The organism is Streptomyces sp. NBC_01537 (assembly GCF_045040445.1).
Taxonomy (GTDB): Bacteria; Actinomycetota; Actinomycetes; order Streptomycetales; family Streptomycetaceae; genus Actinacidiphila.
Genome location: NZ_CP109392.1, coordinates 5067559 through 5094376 on the forward strand (window position 1 = coordinate 5067559; position 26818 = coordinate 5094376).

Genomic DNA, 26818 nt, shown 5'->3' on the forward strand with positions numbered 1-26818 from the left:
TTCGGGGCCTGGTGACGACTCTCAGGCCCCTCCCAGCCTCGGCCTGATCTTCGGCGACAACGCCCTCCAGCGCCTGCTCGACCAGTTCGCCTCCCACAGCCAGGCGGGCTGCCCCGCCGCGCTCAGTAGCGGTGGCCGGGCCAGTGCGGGTCCTCCCAGCGATCCGGACCGGTGACCCCGAGCAGCCGTATCCGGTGGAGCAGTTCCTCGGATACGCCGAGGGCGCGCAGCCGGGTTGGAGCGTGGCGGACCAGCCAGACAGTCAGCTCGGCGCGCATCTCGTCGCCGTTCTCCCAAGCGAACCAGGGCAGTTGGTCACCGAGCAGGTCGTACTCCCACTGGGCCGCCGCCTCGGCCAGGTGCTGGTCGGCCGCGGGGCCGGTCAGTGTTCCCAGGTGTGGAGCCACGGGCTCAGCGTGCCCGATGCCTCGGCGCTCAGGATGAGGACCTCGTACGCGGGTACGGCGGGATCCGGATCGGTGAGCGTGTGCGCCCACCAGGCGTGCAGGAATTCCTCGACTGCCGCGGCCTGCCCGGCCGGCCACCGCTGCCAGTGGCCGAGAGCGAACGAAAGCCCGACCGTCTCGAAGCCGAAGAGGGGCTCGATGTGGCCTTTGACGAGGGCCGTGGCGAACTGGGGCAGGATCCGGCGCAGGACGGATGCGTGATCGCTCCAGTCGATGGCCTCCCATGTGCGCCGCAGGAGGTCGGGGTCCAGCTCCGTGTCCGCCACCTTGAGCTGGGCAAGATCCTCCGCGCTGCCCCAGTGGCAGTCGCAGTTGTGCTCGTCGGGGTGGGCGGTCATCCCCCGGAAGGTGGCTGCCAGGCCATCCAGCGCGGCGTCGAGGCGAAGTCGGGCCCGGGACCGGTCGAGGTTCATCATGGACGTTCGCCTTCGAGGACTCCGGGAGTTCGCGCCGCCCGAAGAACGACAACTTACCGGGGCGGGCCGGGCGTCGCTGCGAGGCGTTCCAGGAGGAGACCTTCCCGGGTCGACCAGGGGCAGATTTCCACGCTCTTGGCTTGGCAGGCTTCCATCAGGGCTTCGGCGACCAGTGCTCCGGCGAGGGACTGACCGGCGCGGTGGCGGGAGATGCCCGGCAGACGGCCGCGGCCTGCGGAACCCTTCCCGGCCAGGACGGCCACCGAGGCCCGTACGTCGGCCAGTGTCAGCCGCTGCGGGGTGCGTGAGCTGCGGCTGCGGGCGGCGGTGGCGTAGCGGGCGAGTTGGGTGAAGGTCTTGGAACACGCCACCGCGCGCCCGCCCGGCTCGAGTCGGGGGAGGTCGGGGACCGCGCTCAAGTAGTCGCGCAGGTGTTGGCGGACCTCGGCAAGCCGTCGTTTCGAGGACAGCGCCTCGCTCAGCTTCCAGTCGCGGGTGATGGTGCGGGCACCCAGCGGAAGCGACAGCACTGCTTCCGGCTGCTCTGACGTGCCGGCAGCGATCTCCACGGTGCCGCCGCCGATGTCCAGCACCAGCAGCGCGCCGGCCTGCTCGCCCGCCCACCGGCGGGCGGCCACATAGGCCAGCCGGGCCTCCTCCTCGCCCGACAGCACTCGCAACCGGGTGCCCGTGACCCTGGCCACCTGGGCAAGGATCTCCTCACGGTTCGGCGCGTCCCGGATCACCGAGGTGGCAAACGCGTACACCTCCGGCAACGGCTCCCGGCCCCCGGCCAGTGTCTCGGCCACGGCCTCCTGCACGCTGCGCACACCGGACTTGCCCAGCCGGCCCTTCGCGTCCAGGGTCTCGTGCAGGTGCAGCCGCACCTTGCGGGACAGCACCGGTTCCATGTCGCCCCCGTGGCGCCGCTGCGCCACGGTGAGCAATGCGCTGTGGCATCCGACGTCAAGCACGCCCGCCAGTCGTACCCTGCGTCCCTGCCGCACCGTAGGGAACCTCCGCGTCCTCATCGATCGATAGGTCTTCGAACTCTCCATTGTCCCGTGGCTGACCGCGGCGGCGCGACATTATCCTCGTCACCCTCGCCCGGCTCTGATCCCTCGCTACTCGGGCAGGGGGCGGTCGTGGACGACGTTCTTCATGACCAGGGTGGAGTTGAGGCGCTGGACGCCGGGGAGGGTGGCCAGTTGCTCGTCGTAGAACTGCTGGAAGGCCGCGAGGTCGGCGGTGGCGACGCGTAGCAGGTAGTCGGGATCGCCGAAGAGGCGCTGGGCCTGGATGACTTGCGGGACGGCGGCCACGGCGTCCTCGAAGGCGGCGACGGTGTCGCGGTCCTCCCAGCGCATGGTGACGAAGACCAGGGCCTCGAAGTTCAGGCCGACGGCAGCCGGGTCCACGACGGCGCGGTAACCGCGGATCGCTCCCGTCCGTTCGAGGTCGCGCAGGCGCCGGTGGCAGGGCGAGACGCTCAGCTGTACGCGGGCGGCGAGCTCGGTCACCGTCAGACGGCCGTCCAGCTGCAGCTCGGTAAGAATCTTCCGGTCCAGGGCATCCATGGGGAAGATTCTCCCCCAAAGGGCGCGATCATGAGGTAAATATGGAAACACTTTCGGGCATATCGAGCCTAATCTTCCCTCTCAAGACAAGGAATGCGAGAGGGATCGATCCATGGACACGACGACGCTGGCGGCTTTCCTGGCAGTGGATCTGCTGCTGGTGTTCACTCCGGGTGCGGACTGGGCCTATGCGATCGCGGCGGGACTGAGGGACCGGTCGGTCGTCCCCGCGGTCGCCGGGCTGATCGCCGGATACGCCGGGTACACCCTGCTCGCCGTGGCAGGCCTGGTGGTGCTCGTCGCGAGCTCGGCGAGCCTGCTCACCGCACTGACCGTCCTCGGGGCCGTCTACCTGATGTGGCTCGGCTGGGGCGTGCTGACGCGGCCGGCCGGCTTGACCGCGTCCACGCAGGCCATGGCCTCCTCGCGCCTGCGGGTGATGCTGAAAGGCGCCGGGATCAGCGGGCTGAACCCCAAGGCGCTGCTGCTGTACTTCTCGCTGTTCCCGCAGTTCATCGACCCTGCGGCGGGCTGGTCCGTCGCCGCGCAGACCGGACTGCTCGGCACACTGCACATGGCCGCCTGCGCTGCCGTCTACCTCACCGTCGGTGTCCTCGCCCGCACTGTGCTGAGGACCCGGCCCTCAGTGGCCCGCGCGGTCACCCGCGCCTCCGGTGCCATGATGATTGTCATCGGGGGGCTCCTGCTGGTGGAACGCCTGGCGTGAAGCCTGCTGAAGGACCGTCGGGTGAACCGCATCAATCTGCGCCAGGAGGTGCGCTTGGCGGCTCGGGCGAGCCCAGCCGCCGTGCCACTGCGGGTTCGCGTGCGATGACCGCGCCTGCGGTGATGCACAGGGTCACGACCGCGCACAGCACGATGAGCCACGACAGCAGGGTGAAGACCGCGCCCAGCGATCCGTACGTGTCGAGGCTGTGGTTGAGGGCCCTGGGCATGTACAGCTTCGCGGTCGAAGTGAGGACGCTCAGGGCTGCTCCCGTCAGGAGGGCACCGGGCAGCAGCGGCAGCCATGGCACGCGGCCGGTCAGGAGCAGGTGCTGGGTCCACCACCACATGCCGACCTGGGCGATCAGCAGGAGCGGCACGCCGAGCCACAGTCCGTGGCCGAAGCCGCTGCGCAGGACGCCCTGCAGTCCGATCATGACCAGCCACGCCAGCAGCCAGGCGAGCCAACGCCACGCGGCCACCCTCGCGCCCACCCGGGGAAGGCCCCAGGCGCGGTCGCAGAGCCGTTGCATGGCGCGACTGCACGCGGTGGCCGAGATCAGCACCATCAGCACGCTGACGATGCCCGTGGTCTGGCGCAGCTCGGAGGTGTCCCCCTGGTAGACCTTCTTGAACTGGGCGTCGGCGCTTCCGGTCAGTCCGAAGACGTTGTGCACGGAGTCCACGAAGTGGTCGCGCACTGACTGAGGGGCCACGGAGGCCACCACGAAGAGCAGCGGCACCACGGTGAGGAACACCTGAGCGGCCAGCCGGGTCGCGGAGTCCAGCGGATTCACCGAGATCAGGTGCGACGTGAGACGTGTGATCACCGGAAGCCGTGTCTCGGCCCGGGCACGCACTGCGAGCAGCCGGGCCCGGACGGAGTCGCCCCGCCGGCGCCGCCGCTGCGCGCGTGCCTGCGAGCGTGGGCGATCCGGTCCGGGTGCCTTGCCTGGCTGCATGCTGCCAGGGTGCAGTCGCGACGGTCCCGAGGCCTGTGACGCGCGCGTGGCGGGGGCCGTACGGGTGACGGCGCATGAGTGCCTGATGTACGCCGAGCGTGACTTGGCCGACATCGAGGGACGAGACTGATGTCATGGAATTCGCGTTCGCCGGCCAGGTGATCGAATGGCGCGGGCCGTCGCCGTACTACTTCGTCCCCGTGCCGGACGAGGAGTCCGCCGGTATCCGCGAGGTGGCCGCGATGGCCACGTACGGCTGGGGCGTGATCCCGGTCGAGGCCCGGATCGGCGAGGTCGTCTTCGAGACGTCGCTCTTTCCGAAGGACGGCGGTTACCTGCTGCCGGTCAAGGCCGCTGTGCGCAAGCCGCAGGGTCTCTCGGTCGGTGACGATGTGACCGTGGAGATGACCGTCCGCTTCTAGCAACTCGCTGTTCAAGCCGTCGGATTGACAAACTGGCTGGCGGAAGCGATCGGTCTGTCCGACGCACCTCCGTGCGCCCCTTGGCCGGCGACTACTCGTCAGAGGTCCCGGGAAAGTCTTTGGACGCGGGGCGGGAGGTACAGAAACCGCCTGGCCGTGTTCGAGGTTCTCTCGACGACTTGTGAGGTCAGTTTGCTCATCCCAGCCATGCGCACCGGTCCCGTCGGCCCGAGGACGGTGAACTGAGAAGGATGGCATCCAGCATCCCGTACGGGCCGACCGGCCTGGGGACGGCCGGTCTGCGCGTCACCGGGGCGGCGCCCCCGGAGCCGGAGCGGGAGCGGCGGCAGGAGCAGCAGCGCAGTGGTGAGCAGCCGGTGCGGCCCATCCCGGGGATCCACTTCCGGGCGGCGGTGCAGCCGGATCCGGCGCTGGTGGCGGAGGTGGACCGCAGGACCAGGCAGTGGGCCATGGAGCTGAGCCTGATTCCGCCGGAGTGGGAGGACCAGTTCGAGGGGTTCGGCTTCGGGCGTTCCGTCTGCCTGGCGCACCCCGATCACGCCGATGTGGAGCGCCTGGTGGTCGCCGCCCGGCTGCTCGTGGCGGAGAACGCGGTGGACGACTGCTACTGCGAGGACCACGGCGGCTCGCCCGAGGGGCTGGGCGCGCGCCTGGCGATCGCCCACTCCGCGCTCGACCCGCTCCAGGCGACCCCGGAGTACGAGGCGCAGTGGCGCGAAGGCGTGGCCGCGGACGCGCCGTTGCGGGCGTACCGGTCCGCCATGGAGTACGCCGTGCGGTGGGCCGCGCCCGCGCAGGCCGACCGGCTCCGCCATGACCTGGCCCGGCTGCACCTCGGCTATCTGGCGGAGGCCGCATGGAGCCTGGACGAGGTGACCCCGCCCGTCTGGGAGTACCTGGTGATGCGGCAGTTCAACAACTTCCGGCCCTGCCTGACCCTCACCGATCTGGTCGCGGGCTACGAGCTGCCGGCGCCGCTGCAGGCCCTTCCGGCCGTGCAGCGTCTGAACGCCCTCGCCGGCAACGCCGCCACCCTGGTCAACGACCTGTACTCGTACACCAAGGAGCAGCGCTCCGAGCGCCCGCACCTCAACCTGCCAGTCGTCCTCGCCCGCCGCGACGCGCTGCCCGAGCGCGAGGCGTATCTCAAGGCCGTCGAGATCCACAACGCGATCATGCGCCTGTTCGAGATCGAGAGCGAACAGTTGCGCGCCCGGTTGCCGGACCCCGTGCTGGCCCGCTATCTGACCGGCCTGGCCGCTTGGGTGTCCGGCAACCACGAGTGGCACTGCACCAACACCCATCGCTACACCCTTCCCGACTTCTGGACCCAGGAGAACGCCGCATGACCACCTCGACCAGCCCCAATCACATCCGCAGCCCGTACCAGAACGACATCGCCCGCTACTGGAACGACGAGGAGCGTCCCGTCAACCTGCGGCTGGGGGCGGTGGACGGCCTCTACCACCACCACTACGGCGTCGGTGACGTGAACTGGAGCGTCCTGGACGCCGCCGCGGCCGACCGGGACCAGGCGATCATCGACGAACTGCACCGCCTGGAGACCGCCCAGGCGGAACTCCTGATCGACAGCCTGGGTTACGTAGCCCCGGAGGAGCGGATCCTCGACGCCGGATGCGGCCGCGGCGGCACCTCACTGCTCGCCCACGCCCGCTTCGGCTGCCACGTCGACGGCGTCACGCTCTCGAGCAAACAGGCCGCCTTCGCCAACGAGCAGGCCAGGCTGGGCGGTGTGGCCGACCGCGTGGCCTTCCACACCGGCAACATGCTGGACACCGGCTTCACCCAGGGCGCCTACCAGGCCGCCTGGAACAACGAGTCCACCATGTACGTGGACCTCATGGACCTGTTCGGCGCCCACGCGCAGCTCCTCAAGCGGGGCGGCCGCTATGTCACCGTCACCGGTTGCTACAACGAGGTCTACGGCCAGCCGAGCAAGGCCGTCTCCACGATCAACGCGCACTACGAGTGCAACATCCACGGGCGCAGCGAGTACTTCCGGGCCATGGCCGCCAACCGCCTCACCCCTGTCGAGGTCCGCGACCTGACCCCGCAGACCATCCCGTACTGGGAACTGCGCGCCCAGTCCTCGGTCGCCACGGGCATCGAGGAGGCGTTCCTCTCCTCCTACCGGGACGGTTCCTTCCAGTACCTGCTGATCGCCGCCGACCGGATCTGACCGGATCTGAAAGTTGACGCATGCACGACTCTCCCTGGCTGTCGTACACGATCGGTACGATTGAGGACATCAGCCGGCCCTGCCGGGGGGAGAATCGGCGGGGCCTCTTTCATTGTGGGGGGTCCACATGCACATGCACATTCGCGCTCCAGGCGTTCCTTTCCTGGGCGCCCTGACTCTGGCTCTGGCATCCTCGCTGGCTCTTCCGGCCGGCGCGCAGGCCGCTCCGGCGGATGCCACCGAGAGCAACGCGGTCTTCTCGCGTGTCGTCGTCAACAGCGGCAACAGCATCGTCCTGGGTCTGACCACCAAGAAGACGGTCACCATCACCTGGACGGTGACCGACCCCGAGGGAGTCGCGGCCTCCTGGGCCTATCTCTGGCACGGACCCAACATCGACGACGCGGACGGCGCGCTGCCGCGGGGCTTCCCGCAGGGCACCTGCATCGTGTCGTCCACAGATCCCACCACGTCCGACTGCAAGGTGAGTTTCACCATCGACGCCGCCCGCGACATGGACGACAGCGATCTCGCCGGTAACTGGAACGTGCTCACCTCGGCGCAGGACAAGACCGACGACTGGACGGACGTCGATGCCGCCAGGGTGGTGAGGATCGCCCGTGCCTCCAGGCTGACGGTCAACGCGGCACCCGAGCCGGTCAAGAAGGGGAGGACCATCACCGTCACCGGCAAGCTGACCCGCGCCAACTGGGACACCAACAGCTACACGGCCTACCGCGGCCGGTCGGTGGACCTGCAGTTCCGCAAGAAGGGCAGTAACACCTACACCACACTGGAGACCATAGTCAGCGGCACCGGTGGCGCTCTGAAGACCACCACCAAGGCCAAGCAGGACGGCTACTACCGCTTCGTCTTCGATGGCAGCGGCACCACCGGCTCCTCGAAGGCGACCGGCGACTTCGTCGACGTCAGGTAGCAGCGGCGTCAGTGGGAGGTGTGGGGCCGGGATCCAGGAATTCGCGGATCGCCAGGGCCACCAGCACGATCACGGTGGTCCACACCACGACCCCCGTGGTCGGGTAGTTCCAGGTGAAAAGGACGATCGCGGCGACTGCCAGGATCGCGGCCCCGATCCACCTCTTGAAGCGGTGCACGAACCGCCCGACCGCGCCGAGGGCGAGCCCGGCCGAGACCGCCACGTCGCGCAGGGCGCCGATGCCCCGGCTGCAGCCCTTGCGGGTCAGGACGGCGATCCGGGACGGGCCGGTGAGGAAGGCGCCGATGGCGGTGAGGAGGGCGACGGCGGCGATCGCCCGCACACCGGCCCGCAGGAACTTGATCAGCGCGTCGTAGATCGCCCCTGCGGCGGCCTCGGAGGTGCCGGGAGGCAGATGGTTGAGGTAGATGTCGCGGGCGACGGTGAGCGCGATGCCGAGAAACAGCATGGCGAGGAAGATCGCGAGCCCGGCCCCGATCAGCGCGTGGCGGTGGTTGAACGCCACGTACACTCCGGCGGCGGCGATCAGCACGGCGATGATCGGCAGCCAGCTGCCGATGATCTGGAGCACTCTCAGATAGGTCTTGATCTTGCCGATGTCCTTCGACGCGAACACCACGAAGTCCGTGTGGACGGCCGGGATCTTCGCGGCGAGCCCGAAGCCGGCGCTGACCAGCTTGTCCTTGACGTTGGCCACGATCGGTCCCAGGTCGATGGTGACCTGGTTGTTCTTCAGCGAGACCGTGCTGTCGGCCTCACCTGTCAGGGCGTTGTCCAGGGCTGTGTGAACCCTGCGGTTGGCATTCACCCAGACCGTCTCGAAGGCCTGGCTGGTGACCACCCGTTCCACCGCGCTGTTGACCAGCTGCTTCAGACCGTTCGAGATCGGCTTGTCCAGGTTGCCGAGCAGCTGGGCGGCCCGTGGCGGGACACCTTTCTCCGCCACCGCGTCCGTCAGCTGTTTGACCAGCGCGTCCACGTCCAGCTGTGCCAGTACAGCGGCCGTGACCCGGTTGGTGACCGCCTGCTGCACATCGGGATTGCTCGCCAGTGGCCCGACGGTGGCGACATAGCGGCCGGTGTCCCGCACGATGCTGTTCGCCCAGACCGCGACGACGGCCAGCAGCGACAGCAGCGCGGCGAAGAGGATCAGCAGGACGGAGCCCAGGGAGCGGAACCGGTGGTGCCGGGCCACCTGCGGCGGTCCGGCGGTTTCCAGGGCGCTCACCCGGTGCCGCAGTTCGTCCAGTTCGCTGCGTTCCCGGGCTGATAGCTGCTCGTCGCCGCTGTCGCTCATAGCCACAAGCAGATCCGCGCGGCGCGGTTCACGCGATCCGGGTGGGCCGGTCGGGTGAACCGCGTTGACCAGCCGTTCTCAGCGCTGGACCGCGTCGAGCGCGTCGTTCAGGGTCGTGGCGGCCATGATGAGGGAGAGGTGGGTGAAGGCCTGCGGGAAGTTGCCGAGCTGCTCGCCGCTGGGGCCGATCTCCTCGGCGAACAGGCCGACGTGGTTCGCGTAGGTGTGCATCTTCTCGAAGGTGTAGCGGGCCTGCTCCAGCCGCCCCGCTCGCGCGAGGGCGTCGACGTAGAGAAACGTGCAGAGGCTGAAGGTGCCCTCCGAGCCGCGCAGCCCGTCCGGGGAGGCCTCGGGGTCGTAGCGGTAGACGAGGCTGTCGGACACCAGGACGCGGTCCATGGCGTCGAGGGTGGACAGCCAGCCGGGACTCTTGGCGGCGATGAATCCGACCCGGGGGACGAGCAGCAGCGAGGCGTCCAGGACGTGGCCGTCGTAGTGCTGGACCAGTGCCTGTTCCTTGTCGCTCCAGCCGCGGGTCATGACCTGTTCGAGGATGTCGTCGCGGGCCTTGGTCCAGCGCTGGGTGTCGGCCGGCCTGCTGAAGTGGTACGCCAGCTTCAGGCCGCGGTCGAAGGCGGCCCAGCACATGACCCGGCTGTACGTGAAGTCCTTGCGTCCGCCCCGGGTCTCCCAGATGCCCTCGTCGGGCCGGTCCCAGGAGTCGGCGAGCCAGTCCAGGGTCCGGGCGAGGCCCTTCCAGCCGTGGTAGCCGGCCTGCTGGCCGACCTCGCGGCCCTCGGCGAGGGCGTAGAGGGCCTCACCGTAGATGTCGAGTTGCAGCTGGTCGGAGGCGGCGTTGCCGACCCGGACGGGGGAGGAACCGCGGTAGCCCTCGAAGTGGTCCAGGATCTCCTCCGTCAGATGCGGGTCGCCGTCGACCCGGTACATGATCTGGAGGGGTTCGCCGTCCGGGCCCTCGTGGGCCTGCATCCGGTCGCCGAGCCAGTGGGTGAAGCGGGTCGCCTCCTCAACGAAACCGAGGTCGAGCAGCGCCCGCACCGACAGGGCCCCGTCGCGCACCCAGGTGTACCGGTAGTCCCAGTTGCGCTCGCCGCCGACCTGCTCGGGCAGGCCCATGGTGGCCGCGGCGACCGGCGCGCCGCTGGGCGCGTAGGTGAGGAGCTTGAGGGTGATGGCGGAGCGGTGCACCATGTCCTGCCAGCGGCCGTGGTAGCGCGACATGCGCACCCAGCGCTGCCAGAAGTCGCCGACCGCCACGAGCTGTTCGTCGGCGCGCTCGACGGTGGGCGGCTGCGGAGCCTGCCCGCCCGGTGCGCAGATGGTGAACACCGCGACGGCTGATTCGCCGGCGTTGAGCGTGACCGTGCCCCTGACGTCCTGGCCGTCCCGTTCGAGGGGGAAGGTGCTCTGCAGGTAGGCGGTGGTGTCCGGGGCCCGGAATTCCGCCGTGTCACCCCTGACGTCGAGTTCGTGCACGGCCCGCGCGTAGTCGAAGCGCGGCCGGCATTCGAGGTTGAAGCGCACGGTGCCGCGCACCGCCCGTACGACACGCACCAGGCTGTGCCGGTCGCTCGGCGTCAGGCCCTCGTGGACCGGCATGTGGTCGGCGATCTCGCCGACTCCGTCGGGGGACATGAACCGGGTCACCACGATGGCGGTGTCCGGGTAGTAGAGCTGCCGCCAGGTCCCCTCCGGGTGATCGGGCGCGAGGAGGAAGTATCCGCCGCCGTCGTGGTCCAGCAGCGAGGCGAAGATGCTGGGCGAGTCGAACCGGGGCGCCGCGAACCAGTCGATGACGCCCTGGGACGAGACCAGAGCCGCCGTCTGCAGATCCCCGATGAGTCCGTGGTCCTCGATCGCCGGGTAGCGGTCCATGGCTGTTCCTCCTCGGACCGCCGCTGGTGCGGTCATTGCAGGCGCTCCGCGATGTGGTCGCCCACGCGCAGGGCGTTGGCGATGGCGGTCAGGGACGGGTTCACCGCCCCGATGCTCGGGAAGAAACTCGTGTCGACGACATAGAGGTTGTCGAGGTCGTGGGCCTTGCAGTTGACGTCGAGCGCGGAGCTTGACGGGTCCTGGCCGAAGCGGACGGTGCCCGCCTGGTGGGCGGTGGCGCCGATCGGCATGCCCTTGTGCAGGTAGATGCTGTGGGACAGCAGATGGTCCTCGTGCATGCCGAGGTGGCCGAGCATGCCCTGCAGTTTGTGCCGCAGCCGCTTCAGCCCGGCGGTGTTGTTCTTCTCGTCCAGGGCCAGATGGACGCCGCCGTCCCCGTCGAGGGTGACGCGGTTGCCCGGGTCCGGCAGGTCCTCCCCGCACAGCCAGAAGTCGACCGCGTGGTGGGCGAGCACCTCGAAGGGCATGTCGGGGGTGACGGCGCCGGCCCAGCGGGGTGCTTCGCCGTGGATCTGATCGGCGTCGGACTTGCCGAGCATCTGGATGCCGCCGAGGGGGAAGTCCCAGTCGTCGGAGCCCAGATACCAGTCGTGCAGCGCCAGCGTCTTCTGGAACCTGGTGTCGTTCGGCTCCTTGGACACCGCCATCAGGGCCAGGTTGTTGTGCCGCATGTAGTGCCGGCCCACCACGTCCGAGCTGTTGGCGAGGCCTCGCGGGTGCCGGTCGTCGGCCGAACGCAGCAGCAGGACGGCCGAGTTCACCGCCCCGCAGGCCACGACCACGATGTCGGCGGAGAACCGGGCGGTCGAGCCGTCGCCCAGCTCCGCGACGACCGAGGTGACGCTCCGGCCGGTGGCGTCCGTGTCGAGGCGCCGTACGTCGGCGTTGGTGACCAGCTCTACGTTGGGGTGTTCGAGGGCGGGGTCGACGCAGATGACCTGGGCGTCGGACTTGGCGCCGACCAGGCAGGGGAAGCCGTCGACGCGGTCGCAGCGGATGCAGACGCTGCTGTGCGTGGCCCGGCCCCGGTCGTCCTGGGTGAGGTTCACCCCGATCGGGAGGTGGAAGGGGTGCAGCCCCCGCTTCTCCAGGTCGTGGCTCAGCTGCTGGATCCGCGGCTCGTGCTGGACCGGCGGATACGCGTACTGGGCGCTGGTCGGCCCCCCGGTGGGGTCCTCGCCGTGGCGGCCGTGCACGAGGTAGAGGTGCTCGGCCTGCGTGTAGTACGGCTCCAGGTCGTCGTAACTCAGCGGCCAGGCGGGGGAGACACCGTCGTGGTGGCGCAGCTCGCCGAAGTCCTCGGGGCGCATACGGAAGAGCGCGGCGCCGTAGAACTTGGTGTTTCCGCCGACGTAGTAGTTGACCTCGGGCGGAAATGGGTCTCCGTGCTTGTCGTACCAGAATTCCGGAGCGCGGTATTTCCCTTTGACGAAGACCGCGGTGGAGTCCCAGTTGTCGCGTTCGCGGGGCAGATAGTCACCGCGTTCGAGAAGGAGAATCCGTTTCCCTGTGGGGGCCAGGCGGTGTGCGAGTGTGCCGCCGCCGGCACCTGTGCCGATGATGATGACGTCGTAGTTCTGCGCGTCTGCCATTCCGGCCACCGTCCTCGGAGCAGGCGAGTCCCGCCTTTCCAACGTAGCTCCGGAGGATGTTCGCGGCGACTCGGGCCGGTCACAGGATCGCGAGGGGATTGACGGGGGAACCCGTGGCCGCGGGCAGCCGAAGGGGCGCGATCACGCACAGGAACGACCAGCGTCCTTCCCGCGCGCAGAGCGGGGCGAGGTCATCCAGCCGCAGGTAGTCGAGCAGGTGCAGTCCCATCGCGTGGACGGCGAGCACATGCACCGGGAAGGCGACCTCCCGCGTCGCGCTGGGTGCGGTGTCGTTGTTGCCGTCGCTGCCGAGCACGGCCACCTGACGCTCGGCCAGGAACTCCATGGCGGCCGGATGGAGCCCGGCCCGCGCGCCGGCCGTGTCCCATGGGCCGAGCTCCTCGCGGCGCCGCCGGTGACCGACCCGTACCAGCAGGATGTCGCCGCGCCCGACCCGCAGCCCCTGCCGTGCCTCGGCGGCGGCCAGATCCTCGGCGGTGACATGGGATCCCGGTTCGAGCCAGGGGACGCCGTGCAGCCTCGGGATGTCCAGGAGCACGCCACGGCCCACGATGCCGTCGCGGGCCAGGTCGATGGACAGGGCGCTCGCTCCGTCCGGGGACAGGGCGTCCGCCGCCGGTACGCCGCCGTGCAGGGTGCCCTCGTAGATGACATGGCAGAGCGCGTCGATATGGCTGTCGACGTCCCCGTGGACGTTCATGGCGAAGCGGTCCCGGGCGAACGCCAGGCCGCTCGCCGGCGGGTCGCCGGTGGGGGCGGTGAGCCGGTGCTCGGCCGGTTCGGCGTTGTCCGGTGCGGCCCGGGTGTCCACGGGGGCGGCGAGCGAGACCGTACGGCCGGAGCGGACCTCGCGGACGGCCGCCAGCACCTGTTCGTGCGTGATGGTGTCCAGAGCTCCCCGGGGCGCGGTGCCGCCGGGGGCTGACTTGCGCAGATGGCGGTAGAGCGTGCGGAACTCCGCCCCGCTCATCGCCTCGGGTGTCCGCATGTCCCCACCATCCGGCAAGCGGGCCGCTCCCGCCTGTCCGAGTTGCCCGGCCCCAGGACTGCCGGGTTAATGAGTACGACCTTTCCGGGCCGGACTCACACGCGGAGACTCGGTTGGACATGATGCACGTCCGGGCGGTGAGCCCGCCGGACCTGACAGGCCGCGTCATGGCTCTGCTGACCGCCGAGCCGTGCGTCCTGAACCTCGTCCTGCTGCCCGGCACCGTACGCAACCCCGACGGCGACGCAATCGAGTGCGACGTCCTGACCGGTGCCGCCAACGAGGTGCTGCGGGGCCTGCGCGACCTCGGACTGGAACGCCGCGGGTCGATCGTCCTCGACCCGGTCGACACCGCCTTCTCCGAACCGGCGGCCAGAGCGGGCGCCGAGGAGCTCGGGGCCGGGCTGCGCGCGCCGGTGTGGGAGCAGGTTGAGGCCCGGATCCGGGCGGAGGGCCGGTATCCCCCGAGCTTCTACCTCTTCCTGGTCATCGCCGGGCTCATCGGTGCGGTCGGCATCATCACCAACTCCCAGATCCTCATCGTCGCGGCCATGGTGGTCGGCCCGGAGTACGGAGCCATCACCAGCGTCGCCCTGGGCATCGACCACCACTCCCGGCCCCCAATCCGGCAGGGCCTCACGGCACTGCTCGTGGGCTTCGCGCTGGCGGTGGCCGCCACCCTGCTGTTCGGGCTGCTCGTCCGGGGCTTCGATCTTCAGCCGGAGGCCTTCGAGCGGGGGATCAGACCGGTGTCGAACCTGATCAACACCCCCAACTTCTTCTCGGTCGTGGTGGCCTTCCTCGCCGGGGTCGTCGGGATCGTCTCCCTCACCGAGGCCCGCACCAGCGCGCTGCTCGGCGTCTTCATCTCGGTCACCACCATTCCGGCGGGGGCCGACATCGGGGTCTCGTGCGCGTTCGCCAGCTGGGACGAGGCCTGGGGGTCGCTGCTCCAGCTGCTGCTCAACATCGTCGTACTGATCGTGGTCGGGACCGGCACGCTCAAGTGCCAGCGGGCGATCTGGCGGCGCGTCAGCGACCGCCGGCACCGCGGTGCGGTCCTGGGCGCCTGATTCCTCAGCGGGCGAAGCGCGCCACCGCGTCACGCGCCCGGTCGACGGTGACCGTGAGGCCGGCCGTCGCGTCGACGGTCGCGCCGGGCTCGTCCGGTTCCAGCGGCTCCAGGGTCTCGAACTGCGAGTCGACCAGCCGGGCGGGCATGAAGTGGCCGGTACGCCCGGAGACCCGGGCATTGGCGGTGTCGCGGTCCAGGGCCAGGTACAGGCACCAGAGCCGTGGGCCGGCCGCGCGCAGTTCGTCGCGGTACGCCCGCTTGAGGGCCGAGCAGGCGACGACCAGCCCCTGGCCGGCCCGGTCGGACTGCCTGATCCGGTCCGCGAGGGCACGCAGCCAGGGCTCGCGATCGGCGTCGTCCAGGGGAAGGCCGGCGGTCATCTTGGCGACGTTCGCGGCGGGATGGAAGTCATCGCCCTCCAGGAACGGCACGCCGAGTTCCTCGGCGACCGCCGCGCCGACGGTGCTCTTCCCGGCGCCCGACACTCCGAGCACCACCACGATCACCGGTTCCGTCATGGGAGGAGCGTACGGAACACCACGTTCGGCCCCCGCCAGGAGGTGCGGTTCGCCGCGGCGACCCATGGTTGGTTCATGAACCATCACCATCACCAGTCCCACCTGACGGACGACCTGGACACCCGGCTCGTCACGGCCGGAGTGGTGCTCACCGCACTCGGCACGGCGGTGGCATGTACCGGCATGGCGCTCGCGGGCTTCGCCGTACTCTCCGCCGGCCGGCGGATGATCCACCGCATGGAAGTGGCCCCGGCCCAGCACGCGGCCGTGAAATGGCGGCAGGCCAAGGAGGCGTCCCGGGCCGGAATGCAGGCCTGGCAGGACGCGTCCGCAGGCCATAACGGGTCATCGGCGAACCGGTCCTGACGATCAGGAGGGCGGACGGCTGCCGGGCTCGCGGTCGGCAGCCGTCTGCCGCAGGTCCGCCTCGGTGAGCGGCTGGAGCTCGCCTCCGGTGTCCAGGCGGTAGAGCAGGACCAGTGGCGGTCCCACGAGCACCACCGCGATGACCGTGACCAGGACCAGCCAGCGCAGCGTCGTCGACGCGCCCGCCGCCTGGTCCACGGTCAGTGAGGTGGGGATGAGATACGGCCGCTGGGCCAGCCCCCACGCGACCACGACGAGGGCGACGCTGCCGACCGCCGTGATCCTCGCCCAGCCCGTCGCGCCGCGGTACAGCAGCCCGGCGGTGGCCAGGGCGCTGACGGCGGCCACCAGGACGAGGGCCAGGCCGATGCCGCTGGTGAGGCCGTCGTAGACATAGCGCGCGTCGTCATGGGTGACGGCGAGGCCGACGACGGCCAGCACCGCGACGACGCCGAGGCTGCACCAGGCCCGCAGCCGGAAGTAGCCGACGAGGTCGGCGGCGTCGAAGCGGCGGGCGTCGGCGGTGAGGAACACGGCGCCGAGGAAGGCGGTCGCGGCGATGGTGAGCAGCCCGGCGATCACGGAGGTCCCGTTGGCCCACGCGTCGGCGGACGCCTTCGTGCCCGGCGCCACCCGGCCGCTGGCCAGGCCCCCTACGGCGGCTCCGAGGAAGAACGGCGTCAGGAGCGAGGAAACGGCGAAGACGGCGCCGTAGATCTGCCGCCGGGTCAGGCGTGTCATGGGCTTGCGCAGGGCGAAGCCCGCACCGCGCAGGACCAGTCCCACCGCGGCGAGCGCCAGGGGGAACCACATGGCCGTGAAGAGGGTCTGGAACAGGACCGGGAAGCCCGTCCACATGATCACCATGACGAAGATGAGCCAGACGTTGTTGGTCTCCCAGACCGGCTCCATCGCATGGTCGATGAGCCACCGGGGGCGCTTGCCCCGTTCGCTGCCGCCCGCGACGAGGTCCCAGAATCCGGCGCCGTAGTCCGTCCCTCCGGCGCAGGCGTAGGCGGTCACCGCGGCCAGCAGCACCCAGGCGACGACGTCCTGGATCATCGCCCTCCTCCCTTGGCGGTGTCCGCCGTGGGGGCCGCCACGACGCGGGGTCCGTACGGGGTGTCGCCTTCAGGCTGTTCGTCGGCGATCCGCCAGCGGGTGCGCATCTTCAGTACGACGGCCAGGAAGGTGCCGAAGACAGCTGCGTAGACCACCACGACGATGCCGAGCATCGCCCACAGCGATGATGCCCGGGTGTCGGTCACGGCTTCGGACACCCGCATGTTCTGGTAGACGATCCAGGGCTGCCGCCCGACCTCGGTGGTGATCCAGCCGCACTCCACGGTCAGCAGGCAGGCGGCCCCGGCGACGGCGGCACACCGGAAGAACCACGGCGAGCGCGGCAGGTCGCGGCGGCGCAGCCAGCACCAGGCGTACCAGAGGGCGAGCAGGATGAGCAGGCTGCCGATGGTCACCATGATGTCGAACGCCCAGTGGGCGATGGTGGCCTGGGTCGGCGTCGGGCGGTCGCTCGCGGGGACCGAGGTCAGGCCGGTCACCTTGGTGTCCGGGCTGAATCCGGCGAGGATCGAGTCCAGTTGGGGGATCTTGAGGCCGCCGGAGATCGTCCCGTCGGGATGCAGGCGGCCGAACATGTACTCCGGTACGTGGGTGTCGGTCTTCCAGACGATCTCGGTCGCCGCGAACTTCACCGGCTGCTTGTGGAAGACCGACCGTGCGATGGAGTCCCCGAGCATGAACTGCACGGGGGTGAGGATCGTGGCGACCGTGAACGGCACGGTGAAGCCGAGCCGGTGGTAGCGGTCCCGGCGGCCGCGCAGCCAGCCGACCGCGTACACCCCGGCCACGACATACCCTGCCGTCAGGATCACGCCCGCCACGAAGTGCCAGTACTCGGGGCCGAACATCGGCGTGAACACCGCCTGCCGCACATTGACGTGCACGGGGTTGCCGTCCGCGTCGAGGGTGAAGCCGCGCGGGGTGTTCATCCAGGAGTTCGCGGCGATGATGCCGAACGCCCCCATCAGGGCCGCCAGCGGCAGCGGCAGACCGAGCCAGAAGTGCGTCCACGGCTTCAGCCTGCGCCAGCCGTAGAGATAGATGGCGATCAGGACCGCTTCCAGGAAGAACGCCCATGCCTCGACCCCGAAGCCGAGGCCGAAGACATCGCCCCAGCGGCCCATCATGCCCGGCCACAGCAGGCCGAACTCGAAGGACAGCACGGTGCCGGTGACGATCCCGATGGCGAACTGCACGGCCATGACCGCCGACCAGCGCCGCGCCAGCTGAAGGGCGACGGCGTCGCGCCCGCGCAGCCCGCGGTAGTGCATCAGGAGCGTGATGGCGGGCAGGGCGACGCCGAAGGGCACGAGCAGGATGTGCGAGGCCAGGGTGAAGGCCATCAGCTCCCGGGCGGGCAGGAGCTGCGCCGGGGCGTCCGCCAGGAGCGCGATCTCAGCCACCGGTGGCGAACCCGGGGAACAGCGTCATGCCGCCGTCGACGTAGATCGTCGTCCCCACGACGTAGTCGAGCAGGTCGGAGGCGAGCACGGTCACCGCGTTGGCGATGTCGTCGGTGTCGCCGACGCGGCCGTACGGGACGAGCCGCAGAAGGTCGGCCTCGGCCTCGGGGGTGTCCCAGGCGCTGCGGTTGATGGGCGTACGGATCGCTCCCGGAGCCACGGCGTTCACCCGGATCCGGTGCGGGGCGAGCTCCTGCGCGAGGGTCGCCATGAGCATCTGCACGCCGCCCTTGGACGCCGCGTAGTTCACATGCCCGGCCCAGGGAATGATCTGGTGCACCGAGCTCATGCAGATGATCTTCCCGGCGGAACGTGACACCTCCGGGACCACCCCGCGGCGCATGAACTCCTTCGCCGCCTCGCGGGCGCACAGGAACTGGCCCGTCAGGTTGACGTCCAGCACCTTGCGCCACTGGTCGATGGTCATGTCGGTGATCGGGGCGTCCCGTTGGAGTCCGGCGTTCGCCACCATGATGTCGATGGTCCCGAACTCCTTGACCATGCGGTCGACCATGTCGACGACCTGGTCCTCCTGCGACACGTCACCCTCGTGCGCGTAGGCGCGGACCCCGAGGCCCTCGATCTCGCGCACCACCTCCTCGGCGGCGTCGCGCCCGGCGACGTAGTTCACGACCACATCGGCGCCGGCCCGTCCGAGGCCGATGGCGGTGGCCTTGCCGATTCCGGAGTTCGCCCCCGTCACAAGCGCCGTCTGTCCCTTGAGGATCGGAGGGAAAAGGCGCTGAGGACCGTCACTGCCGCTGGTTTCCACTGATCTCTCCCTGTGGCCCTGTGGGATGCCGACGCGGAACATCCGGGGAAATCCGCCCCCACACAAGGAAGCACCGCCTGTTCACCATCGCCCGGTGACGCGGCCGCGGCTAGCCCGTTGGAGTGCCGTCCCGGGCCGAACGGCCCAATACCCCGCTGGGTCAGGCGTTGCCGCCGACCACGGTGAAGCTCCGCCACGGAACCTGTCCGGGCACACCCGGGTCGCTCATCTGCGTCGCCAGGTAGAAGGTCTCGGTGTCCGCCAGGCTGCGGCAGTCCGGCCCGGTGTAGAGGATCAGGTCATTGAGGGTGTTGTTGGCGATGTACTTGGCACCGCTGGGCGCCAGCCGGTGGCAGCCGTCGACCGGGGGGCTGTCGATCTGCAGCACCCTGCCCTCGGTGGTGTGGTAGATCAGCGTGCCCACCGCGTTGGAATCCATGACGGAGCAGCCCGACGTGGCCAGCATCAGGAGCAGGGCGCCGGCGCGGATGCCGGGCCGCCGGAGATCGGCCATGGTGAGCGTCCTCGTCTGTGGGGAGAGCGGTGCTTCCGTCCACGCTGCCGCGACCCCGGCACGCTGTCATCCCCAGCGGGACCAGTCGGCTGAATCGGCTCATGCCGCGACGTAAGTACGGGATCGCTCAGCGGTTCGGTGACAGGACTCCCCGGAAGGTGCGCCGGTAGGCGAGCGGTGAGACGCCGATGGCGGCATGCAGGTGCTGCCGCAGCGATGTGCCGGTGGCGAAGCCGACCTGCCCGGCGATCTCGTCCACCGCGAGGTCGGTGGATTCCAGGAGGTGCCGGGCGCGGGCGACGCGCTGCTGGATCAGCCAGCGTCCGGGGCTCATGCCGACCTCTTCGTTGAAGCGGCGGGCGAAGGTGCGCAGGCTCATGCGGGCCTGCTCGGCGAGGTCCTCCAGGGGCAGCGGCTCGTGGAGGTTCTCCAGGGCCCACTGGCGGGCGGCGGCCGTTCCGTTCGCCGAGGTCTCCGGCACCGGCCGCTCGATGTACTGGGCCTGCCCTCCGTCGCGCCACGGCGGGACGACGCAGATGCGCGCCACCCGGTTGGCGACCTCGCTGCCGTGGTCACGGCGTACGAGATGCAGGCAGACGTCGACCCCGGAGGCGGCGCCGGCCGAGGTCAGCACGTCCCCGTCGTCGATGAAGAGCACGTCCGGGTCCAGCGCGACCTGCGGGTACCGGGCGCGGAAGGCGTCCGCGAGTCCCCAGTGCGTGGTGGCCGGGCGGCCGTCGAGGAGCCCGGCGGCCGCGAGGACGAAGGCGCCGGTGCAGATGGACACGATGCGCGTGCCGGGCGCCACGGACGCGAGAGCCCCGGCCACGGCGGGGGGCAGTTCCTGGGTGATGAGGGAGGGGTCGAAGGGCGGGATGACGACGGTGTCGGCTGTGCGCAGAGCCTCCGGGCCGTGCTCGACGCTGATCGAGAAGTCGGAGTTGGTGCGTACCGGGTGGCCGTCGACGGTGCAGGTCACGACCTCGTAGCGGCCGCCCGCGGAACCGAGGACCCGGTTCGCGATGCCCAGCTCGAAGGGGTACACCCCCTCCAGGGCCAGTACGACGACTCGGTGAGCGTTTCCCATGGCAGGATCCTGTCGGAAGTTGGCAATCATGCCATGGTACGCAACGGCGACGGCGACGACGCTGGACGCATGACGAACACCGCCACCATGCGCGCCATCAGCCAGGACACCCATGGAGCCCCCGAGGTGCTCCAGGAGGTCCGCGTCCCCAGGCCTGTGCCGGGCCCGAGCCAGATCCTGGTCGCCGTCCGTGCGGCCGGGGCCAACCCGACCGACTGGAAGCACCGCGCCCACGGCCTGTTCCTCGACCGCCTGCCGCTGGTCCTCGGCTGGGACGTGTCCGGAGTCGTCGAGGCCGTCGGCTTCGGCGTCACCCTCTTCAAGCCGGGCGACGAGGTCTTCGGCATGCTGCCCTACCCGTACGGGGTCGGTTCCCACGCCGAGTACGTGACCGCCACCGCCCGGGCCTTCGCCCACAAGCCCGCCGGGATCGACCACGTCCAGGCCGCCGCCCTCCCGCTCGCCGCCCTCACCGCCTACCAGGCGCTCGTCGACACCGCCGCGGTCCGGCCCGGGCAGCGGGTCCTCGTCCACGCGGCCGCCGGCGGTGTGGGTCACCTCGCCGTCCAGATCGCCAAGTCCCGTGGCGCGTACGTCATCGGCACCGCGAGCGCCCCCAAGCACGACTTCCTGCGCTCCCTAGGAGCGGACGAGGTCATCGACTACCGCGCCGCCGACTTCGCCGAGGCCGTCAGGGACATCGACGTCGTCCTGGACCCCCTCTCGGGCACCACCCGCGCCCGCTCCCTCGACGTGCTGCGGCCCGGCGGCATCCTCGTCTCCATCCTGCCGGGAAGCGACCCCGACGAGGCGTCGAAGGCCGCCGAGCGGGGCGTACGCGTCGAGACCCTGCTCGTCGAGGCCGACCACGCCGGGATGAAGGCCATCGCCGACCTCGTCGAATCCGGCGCGCTGCGCGCCCACGTCGAGGCCGCCTTCCCGCTCGCCGAGGCCGCCAAGGCCCATGCCCTCGGCGAGACCGGCCGCACCACGGGCAAGATCGTGCTGGTCGTGTGAGTGTCAGTGGCTGCTGAGCAGGCCCAGCACCTGGTCGTAGCGGCCCTCCGCTTCGGCGAAGCGGAGAAGCTTCACATTTTCGACGAGGATCTCGTCGGCGTCCGGCCGGGTTTCGAGGAGGGTCATGACCTCGGAGAGGAAGTCCTCCAGCGGCATGGCGTTCTCGGACTTCTCCTGCCCCATGAGCGCGGTGCGCACGGCGGGCGGTACGAGTTCGATCACCTGGATGCCGGTGTCCGCGAGCTGGACGCGGATGCCGCAGGTCAGTGAGTGGATCGCCGCCTTCGTGGCGCTGTAGGTCGGGGTGAGCGGCAGCGGCACGAAGGCGAGGCCGGAGGAGACGGTCATCAGTACCGCGTCCGGCTTCGTGGCGAGGAACTCGGTGAATTCGGCGATCAGGCGCAGTGGGCCGAGCAGGTTGGTGGTGACCGTGGCCTCGGCCGTGCTCAGGAAGCCGGCGGTGCGGAAGTCCTCCGGCTGCATGATCCCGGCCATGGTGATCAGCACGTTCGTCTCGGGGAAGCGCGTCCGGACCGTCTCGGCCGCGGCCGCCACGGAGACGGGGTCGGCGGTGTCGATGACGACGGACTCGATGCCGGGGTGCTCGGCGGTGATCCGGCGCAGCTGCTCCTCGCGGCGGCCGGCGACGATGACCTTGTTGCCCGCCGCGTGGAAGCGCAGGGCGAGGCCGAGGCCGATCCCCGACGTCCCGCCGGGGATGAAAATGGTGTTTCCGGAGGTCTTCATGGCCCCAGTCGACCCGACCCCGGGAAGCGGAACCAGGGCGCGCTTGTCCACTGACTGGCAGGTCGTGGATAACCGCCGGCTCGCCCCTGGATACTCGGAGTCGGAAGGGGCCGTACTCCAGCGGGAAGAGAGACCATGGACCGCTCAGAGCTCGCCGATTTCCTCCGGGTCCGCCGCGAGGCCCTGCAACCCGAGGACGTTGGGTTGCCGAGGGGTCCTCGGCGGCGGGCTCATGGTCTGCGCCGCGAGGAAGTCGCGGAGATGTCCGGCATGTCCACCGACTACTACGCCCGCCTGGAGCGGGGAAGCGGCCCGCAGCCGTCCGAGCAGATGGTCGCCGCGATCGCACGCGGGCTGCGGCTGTCCCTGGCCGAACGCGACCACCTGTTCGCGCTGGCCGGACATGCCGCACCCCGTCGGGTACTTCGCAGTGATCACGTCGGTCCGGGGCTCATGCGCATCTTCGACCGACTGCAGGACACCCCGGCGCAGATCATGGGCAGCCTCGGCGAGACGCTCGTCCAGACGAAGCTCGCCGTGGCGCTCCTCGGCGAACAGACCCACTACACCGGCCTGGCCAGGAGCAATGTCTACCGGTGGTTCACCGACCCCTCGTCGAGGCTGATCTACCCTGCTGCTGACCACCCGGCCCACGGGCGCATCTACACGGCCCAGTTGCGGCACGTGGCGACCCGGCAGGGCCCCCGTTCGCCGGCCGCGGTTCTTGCGAGCCGGCTTCTGGGGGAGAGCGAGGAGTTCGCCGCGATCTGGAACGACCACCAGGTCGGTCTGACGTACGCGGAGGAGAAGCGCTTCGTCCATCCCGAGATCGGAGAACTCACGCTCCACTGCCAGTTCCTCCTCGACCCCGACCAGGAGCATTCCCTGCTGGTCTTCACGGCGACGCCCGGCACGGACAGTTATGACAGGCTGCAGCTGCTGGCCGTCGTCGGAAGCCAGCAGCTGCCCAGCGGTGCGTCCGCTACGACTTCGCTCCGGTGACCTCGGGGACCTCGGTGACCTCGGCGGACCTGTCGGGCTCGGCCGACCCGGCGGCTGCCGGTGCCGTCGCGGCGACGGGGCGGTGGCGCGGGATGAAGGCGGCGACGACGAGGGCGAGGACCGCCGCACCGGCGCCCATGGCCATGACGACCTTGAAGCCGTTCTCCGAAGGCAGGGCGGCGGTACCGAAGTTGGTGGTCATCTGGGCGAGGATGACGCCGGCGAGGGCGCTGGCGAAGGAGGTGCCGATGGACCGCATCAGGGTGTTGAGGCTGTTGGCGGCGGCCGTCTCGGTGGCGGGGACCGCGCCCATGATGAGGGCGGGCATGGCGCCGTAGGCGAAGCCGATACCGGCGCCGATGATGCAGGAGACCAGGATGAGGTGCCAGACCTGGGACATCAGCACGATGTTGAGGGAGTAGCCGGCGGCGACGATGACGGCGCCGATCATCAGGGTGACCTTCGGGCCCTTGGTCTTGGAGATGGCGGCGGACACCGGGGCCATGGCCATCATGACCAGGCCCTGCGGGGCGAGGACCAGGCCGACGGTGAGCATGGACTTGCCGAGGCCGTAGCCGGTGGCCTGGGGCAGCTGGAGCAGCTGCGGCAGGACCAGGGACATCGCGAACATCGAGAAGCCGAAGGCCACCGAGGCGAGGTTGGTGAGGAGCACCTGGCGGCGGGCGAGGGTGCGCAGGTCCACCAGGGGCTCGGCGGTGCGCAGTTCGTAGGCGCCCCAGGCGAGGAGGACGAGGGCGGCGGTGGCGAACAGGCCGAGGGTGGTGGTGCTGGTCCAGCCCCAGTCGGAGCCCTTCGAGACGGCCAGGAGCAGGGAGATCAGTGCGGTGGACAGGCCGAGGGCGCCGATGAGGTCGAAGCGTCCGCCGGCGCGGACGGCGGACTCGGGCACGATCGTCAGGATGAGGGCGAAGGCGACAACGCCGAGGGCGGCGGAGGTCCAGAACAGGATGTGCCAGTTGAAGCGGTCGGCGACGAACGCGGCGATGGGCAGGCCCAGGGCGCCGCCCACTCCCAGCGAGGCGCCCATCAGCGCGATGGAGCTGGTGAGCCGCTCCTTGGGCAGGATGTCGCGCATGATGCTGATGCCGAGGGGCACGACGGCAGCGGCCAGGCCCTGCAGGGTCCGTCCGGCGATCATGGGGATCAGGGAGTCGCTCAGCGCGCAGACGACCGAACCGGCCACCAGCAGGACGATGCTGACCAGGAGCATGCGGCGCTTGCCGAACATGTCGCCGAGGCGGCCGACGACCGGTGTGGCGACGGAGGCGGCGAGCAGGGTGGCGGTGACCGCCCAGATGGTGTCGGACGACGAGGCGTGGAGGTACTTCGGCAGCTCCGGGACGATCGGGATGACCAGGGTCTGCATCAGTGAGACGACGATGCCGGCGAGGGCCAGCACGGCCACCACGGCGTTCGGCTTGGGGCTCGGCTTCGGCGGGGCGGAACTCCCGGCCTTGGCGGATCGGGCAAGGGCGTCGGACATGGCAGAGTCTCCGTCGGTGCGATGCGGTTTACTTGAGTTAAGCAACCATATCTCGGTTAATTGACTCACGCAAGTTAAATGTGTGTGTCGCGAGTCACCGGGCGCGGGCCGATGCTCCCCGGGCCCTCATCCCCTGATCGTCGCGGCGGCGCGCTGCAGCTCGGTGAGAACCGTCCGGACGGCCTGGCGCGCCGTGCGCTCGGGCCGGTGGAGTACGTCGATGTGGCGCCGGGCGTGCACGCCGGACAGCGGCTTGAGGACGACCGCGGGGTGCGGGCGGGTGGTCCAGCGGGGCATGAGAGCGAGGCCGCCGCCGGCCGCGACGACCTCGGCGACGACGGCGAACTCGTTGATGCGGTGCACGATGTCCAGGCGGCGGTTCGCGGCCGCGGCGATGGCGTCGATGGTGGCCATCAGCGGGAAGCCGTCGTGGACGGTGATCCAGGGGTGGCCGGCCACATCGCGCGGGAGGAGGCGCCGTTTGCCGGCGAGGGGGTGGGCGGCGGGCATCGCGACGTCGAGCGGCTCGCGCAGCAGCGTGGTGACGGACACGGTGTGCGGCCACGCGGGGGCGTGGTCGAGGCGATGGGCGAGGACCAGATCGTAGTCACGGGTGAGCCGGGGGAAGCGGTCCTGGGCGACGTCCTCGTCGGCGAGGACGAGCCGGGGACGACCGGGTGCGGAGAAGGCGGACAGCAGAAGCGGGGCGAACGCGGCGGCCGCGCTGTTGAAGGCGGCCAGGGTGACGACGGCGTCGGGCCGGCCGACGAAGTCCTCGACGGTGTGCCGGGCCCTGGCCAGCGCGGTCTCCACGTCGATCGCCGCGCCGGCCAGGGCCTGCCCGGCGGGGGTGAGAACGAGCCGTCGTCCGTCGCGCTCGGTGAGCGGGACGGGGATCGAGCGCTGGAGCAGCCGCAACTGCTGGGAGATCGCCGAGGGCGTCACGAGGAGTGCCTCGGCGACCGCGGTGACGCTTCCCAGCTCGCCGAGCTCGCGCAGGATCCGCAGCTGCCGTTCGTCCATGCTCTGAGTGTAGGAGAACTACATGGTCGGTTGAGAAGTTCCTACTGGGCTTCAGCGTCGCCGACGGGCACCGTAGGGGCTATGTCTCATACCCGCCGTACCGACCTGGTACTTCTGCTCGTCGCGATCGTCTGGGGTTCCAGCTACCTCGCGGCGAAGACAGCCACCTCCGCCCTCCCGGTCCTGGTGGTCCTGTTCGCGCGGTACGCGATATCCGCACTCGTCTGTCTTGTGCTCGTACGCCGCCCCTTCGGTTCCTTCAGCCGCGACGAGGTCCGCGCCGGCGCGCTGCTGGGTCTCACCCAGGCGGCCGTCCTGCTGCTGGAGACGTACGGCGTCGCCCACACCAGCGCCGCCAACGCGGGCCTGATCATCAGTCTGACCATCGTGCTCACCCCGCTGCTCGATCGCGTGAGCGGGAGGGGCGGGCTGCCGCCGAAGTTCTTCGCCGCCGCCGGTGTGTGCGTGGTGGCCGTCGGGCTGCTCATGGCCGGCAACGGGCTGCACGCCCCACGGACCGGCGACCTGCTCATGCTGGTCGCCGCGGTGGTGCGGGCGGGGCACGTCGCCCTCGTCGGGCGGCTCACGGCCGGGCGCGATGTGCGTCCGCTGCACCTGACGGCCGTGCAGATGGCCGTCGGCTCCGCGCTGTTCGCGGTGCCCGTCGCGGGCGACCTGCCGGCGCTGGCCCATGCCGGTGCCACGACGTGGACCGAGCTGGTCTACCTGGCCCTGTTCTGCAGCGTCTTCGCCTTCCTCGCCCAGACCTGGGCCGTGCAGCGCACCTCCGCCAGCCGGGCCAGCCTGCTGCTCGGTACGGAACCGGTGTGGGCGGTCGCCATCGGCGTCTGCCTCGGCGGCGAACGGCTCACCGTCCTCGCCGCGCTCGGCGCGGGGCTGATGGTCGCCGGGACGTACTGGGGCCAGAGCGTCGAGCGCGCTCACCGGGACCCGGCGAAGGCGCTGCCGGGAGCGCCTTCGCCGGGTTGCGCAGCCCGCCGGCTGCGCTTTGTCCTCAATCGCCGGACGGGCTGAATTCAGCGCATCGTGGCGCCGATGGCCGCCCCGCAGGCGCTCTCAGGC

The 26818-nt window shown here is 70.2% G+C and carries 28 protein-coding genes; 10 read left to right on the forward strand and 18 right to left on the reverse strand.

What is annotated here, in order from left to right; genetic code table 11:
* Positions 1–122: 122 nt before the first annotated feature.
* The 4 genes from OG607_RS23380 to OG607_RS23395 form a co-directional block, all read right to left on the reverse strand.
* Positions 123–407, reverse strand: a complete 285-nt coding sequence (locus OG607_RS23380; RefSeq protein WP_405726706.1) for a hypothetical protein — start codon at positions 405–407, stop codon at positions 123–125.
* On the reverse strand, positions 383–883 hold the full coding sequence (locus OG607_RS23385) for a hypothetical protein (RefSeq protein WP_405726709.1): 501 nt from the start codon (positions 881–883) through the stop codon (positions 383–385). The genes OG607_RS23380 and OG607_RS23385 overlap by 25 nt, the downstream gene beginning before the upstream one ends.
* 53 nt (positions 884–936) lie before the next feature.
* Entirely contained in the window at positions 937–1857 is a 921-nt protein-coding gene (locus OG607_RS23390; protein WP_405726712.1) for a Ppx/GppA phosphatase family protein, read from the reverse strand.
* Positions 1858–2007: 150 nt separating this feature from the next.
* On the reverse strand, positions 2008–2460 hold the full coding sequence (locus tag OG607_RS23395) for an Lrp/AsnC family transcriptional regulator (RefSeq protein ID WP_405726715.1): 453 nt from the start codon (positions 2458–2460) through the stop codon (positions 2008–2010).
* A gap of 112 nt (positions 2461–2572) precedes the next feature.
* Here OG607_RS23395 and OG607_RS23400 point away from each other — a divergent pair, with 112 nt between their 5' ends.
* Positions 2573–3187, forward strand: a complete 615-nt coding sequence (locus OG607_RS23400; RefSeq protein WP_405726718.1) for a LysE family translocator — start codon at positions 2573–2575, stop codon at positions 3185–3187.
* 31 nt (positions 3188–3218) lie between these two features.
* Here OG607_RS23400 and OG607_RS23405 read toward each other — a convergent pair whose 3' ends face one another.
* The gene (locus OG607_RS23405) at positions 3219–4016 is read right to left on the reverse strand and encodes a YhjD/YihY/BrkB family envelope integrity protein (RefSeq protein WP_405726721.1); all 798 of its coding nucleotides are present in this window, start codon (positions 4014–4016) and stop codon (positions 3219–3221) included.
* 266 nt (positions 4017–4282) lie between these two features.
* Here OG607_RS23405 and OG607_RS23410 point away from each other — a divergent pair, with 266 nt between their 5' ends.
* From OG607_RS23410 to OG607_RS23425, 4 genes are all read left to right on the forward strand, one after another.
* Positions 4283–4570, forward strand: coding sequence for a DUF1905 domain-containing protein (locus tag OG607_RS23410; RefSeq protein ID WP_405726724.1), 288 nt, complete (start codon positions 4283–4285; stop codon positions 4568–4570).
* A 251-nt stretch (positions 4571–4821) separates the two neighbouring features.
* Entirely contained in the window at positions 4822–5940 is a 1119-nt protein-coding gene (locus tag OG607_RS23415) for a family 2 encapsulin nanocompartment cargo protein terpene cyclase (RefSeq protein WP_405726727.1), read from the forward strand.
* A complete protein-coding gene (locus OG607_RS23420; protein WP_405726730.1) occupies positions 5937–6791 on the forward strand; it encodes a geranyl diphosphate 2-C-methyltransferase in 855 nt (284 codons plus the stop codon). Before OG607_RS23415 ends, OG607_RS23420 begins: the two co-directional genes overlap by 4 nt.
* A gap of 127 nt (positions 6792–6918) precedes the next feature.
* The gene (locus OG607_RS23425; RefSeq protein ID WP_405726733.1) at positions 6919–7728 is read left to right on the forward strand and encodes a hypothetical protein; all 810 of its coding nucleotides are present in this window, start codon (positions 6919–6921) and stop codon (positions 7726–7728) included.
* Here OG607_RS23425 and OG607_RS23430 read toward each other — a convergent pair.
* From OG607_RS23430 to OG607_RS23445, 4 genes are all read right to left on the reverse strand, one after another.
* Positions 7721–9046, reverse strand: a complete 1326-nt coding sequence (locus OG607_RS23430; RefSeq protein ID WP_405726736.1) for a hypothetical protein — start codon at positions 9044–9046, stop codon at positions 7721–7723. The genes OG607_RS23425 and OG607_RS23430 overlap by 8 nt on opposite strands.
* Before the next feature lie 78 nt (positions 9047–9124).
* On the reverse strand, positions 9125–10942 hold the full coding sequence (locus OG607_RS23435; RefSeq protein WP_405726739.1) for a glycoside hydrolase family 15 protein: 1818 nt from the start codon (positions 10940–10942) through the stop codon (positions 9125–9127).
* 32 nt (positions 10943–10974) lie between these two features.
* Positions 10975–12555, reverse strand: coding sequence for a GMC oxidoreductase (locus OG607_RS23440; protein ID WP_405726742.1), 1581 nt, complete (start codon positions 12553–12555; stop codon positions 10975–10977).
* Positions 12556–12634: 79 nt separating this feature from the next.
* The gene (locus OG607_RS23445) at positions 12635–13564 is read right to left on the reverse strand and encodes a cyclase family protein (RefSeq protein WP_405726745.1); all 930 of its coding nucleotides are present in this window, start codon (positions 13562–13564) and stop codon (positions 12635–12637) included.
* 113 nt (positions 13565–13677) lie between these two features.
* Between OG607_RS23445 and OG607_RS23450 the strand changes: the two genes are divergently transcribed.
* Positions 13678–14637: a DUF389 domain-containing protein gene (locus OG607_RS23450; RefSeq protein ID WP_405726748.1), complete on the forward strand. Its 960-nt coding sequence runs from the start codon at positions 13678–13680 to the stop codon at positions 14635–14637.
* Between the two features lie 4 nt (positions 14638–14641).
* On the opposite strand, the gene OG607_RS23455 is transcribed toward OG607_RS23450, so the two are convergent.
* The gene (locus OG607_RS23455) at positions 14642–15157 is read right to left on the reverse strand and encodes a gluconokinase (protein ID WP_405726751.1); all 516 of its coding nucleotides are present in this window, start codon (positions 15155–15157) and stop codon (positions 14642–14644) included.
* Positions 15158–15232: 75 nt separating this feature from the next.
* On the opposite strand from OG607_RS23455, the gene OG607_RS23460 reads away from it, so the two are divergent.
* Positions 15233–15523 (forward strand): hypothetical protein, encoded by a 291-nt coding sequence (locus tag OG607_RS23460; protein WP_405726754.1) that lies wholly within the window; start codon positions 15233–15235, stop codon positions 15521–15523.
* A gap of 3 nt (positions 15524–15526) precedes the next feature.
* Here OG607_RS23460 and OG607_RS23465 read toward each other — a convergent pair whose 3' ends face one another.
* The 5 genes from OG607_RS23465 to OG607_RS23485 all read right to left on the reverse strand — a co-directional run bounded on the left by OG607_RS23465 (position 15527) and on the right by OG607_RS23485 (position 20442).
* Positions 15527–16585 carry a cytochrome d ubiquinol oxidase subunit II gene (locus tag OG607_RS23465; protein WP_405726757.1) on the reverse strand — a complete coding sequence of 353 codons (1059 nt, stop codon included), beginning with the start codon at positions 16583–16585 and terminating at the stop codon, positions 15527–15529.
* Entirely contained in the window at positions 16582–17949 is a 1368-nt protein-coding gene (locus OG607_RS23470; RefSeq protein WP_405736986.1) for a cytochrome ubiquinol oxidase subunit I, read from the reverse strand. The genes OG607_RS23465 and OG607_RS23470 overlap by 4 nt, the downstream gene beginning before the upstream one ends.
* Before the next feature lie 52 nt (positions 17950–18001).
* Entirely contained in the window at positions 18002–18841 is an 840-nt protein-coding gene (locus tag OG607_RS23475) for an SDR family oxidoreductase (RefSeq protein ID WP_405726760.1), read from the reverse strand.
* A gap of 160 nt (positions 18842–19001) precedes the next feature.
* Positions 19002–19355 (reverse strand): hypothetical protein, encoded by a 354-nt coding sequence (locus OG607_RS23480; RefSeq protein WP_405726763.1) that lies wholly within the window; start codon positions 19353–19355, stop codon positions 19002–19004.
* Between the two features lie 127 nt (positions 19356–19482).
* A complete protein-coding gene (locus tag OG607_RS23485; protein WP_405726766.1) occupies positions 19483–20442 on the reverse strand; it encodes a GlxA family transcriptional regulator in 960 nt (319 codons plus the stop codon).
* A 69-nt stretch (positions 20443–20511) separates the two neighbouring features.
* Here OG607_RS23485 and OG607_RS23490 point away from each other — a divergent pair, with 69 nt between their 5' ends.
* Positions 20512–21459 (forward strand): NADP-dependent oxidoreductase, encoded by a 948-nt coding sequence (locus OG607_RS23490; protein ID WP_405726769.1) that lies wholly within the window; start codon positions 20512–20514, stop codon positions 21457–21459.
* 3 nt (positions 21460–21462) lie between these two features.
* Here OG607_RS23490 and OG607_RS23495 read toward each other — a convergent pair whose 3' ends face one another.
* Positions 21463–22206, reverse strand: coding sequence for an SDR family oxidoreductase (locus OG607_RS23495; protein ID WP_405726772.1), 744 nt, complete (start codon positions 22204–22206; stop codon positions 21463–21465).
* Positions 22207–22341: 135 nt separating this feature from the next.
* Between OG607_RS23495 and OG607_RS23500 the strand changes: the two genes are divergently transcribed.
* Positions 22342–23208, forward strand: coding sequence for a helix-turn-helix transcriptional regulator (locus tag OG607_RS23500; protein WP_405726775.1), 867 nt, complete (start codon positions 22342–22344; stop codon positions 23206–23208).
* Here OG607_RS23500 and OG607_RS23505 read toward each other — a convergent pair.
* Both OG607_RS23505 and OG607_RS23510 read right to left on the reverse strand, forming a co-directional pair.
* Positions 23189–24712: an MFS transporter gene (locus tag OG607_RS23505; protein ID WP_405726778.1), complete on the reverse strand. Its 1524-nt coding sequence runs from the start codon at positions 24710–24712 to the stop codon at positions 23189–23191. The genes OG607_RS23500 and OG607_RS23505 overlap by 20 nt on opposite strands.
* 126 nt (positions 24713–24838) lie before the next feature.
* The gene (locus OG607_RS23510) at positions 24839–25735 is read right to left on the reverse strand and encodes a LysR family transcriptional regulator (protein ID WP_405726781.1); all 897 of its coding nucleotides are present in this window, start codon (positions 25733–25735) and stop codon (positions 24839–24841) included.
* Between the two features lie 81 nt (positions 25736–25816).
* Between OG607_RS23510 and OG607_RS23515 the strand changes: the two genes are divergently transcribed.
* Entirely contained in the window at positions 25817–26770 is a 954-nt protein-coding gene (locus tag OG607_RS23515) for a DMT family transporter (RefSeq protein ID WP_405726785.1), read from the forward strand.
* The last annotated feature ends 48 nt before the right edge of the window (positions 26771–26818 follow it).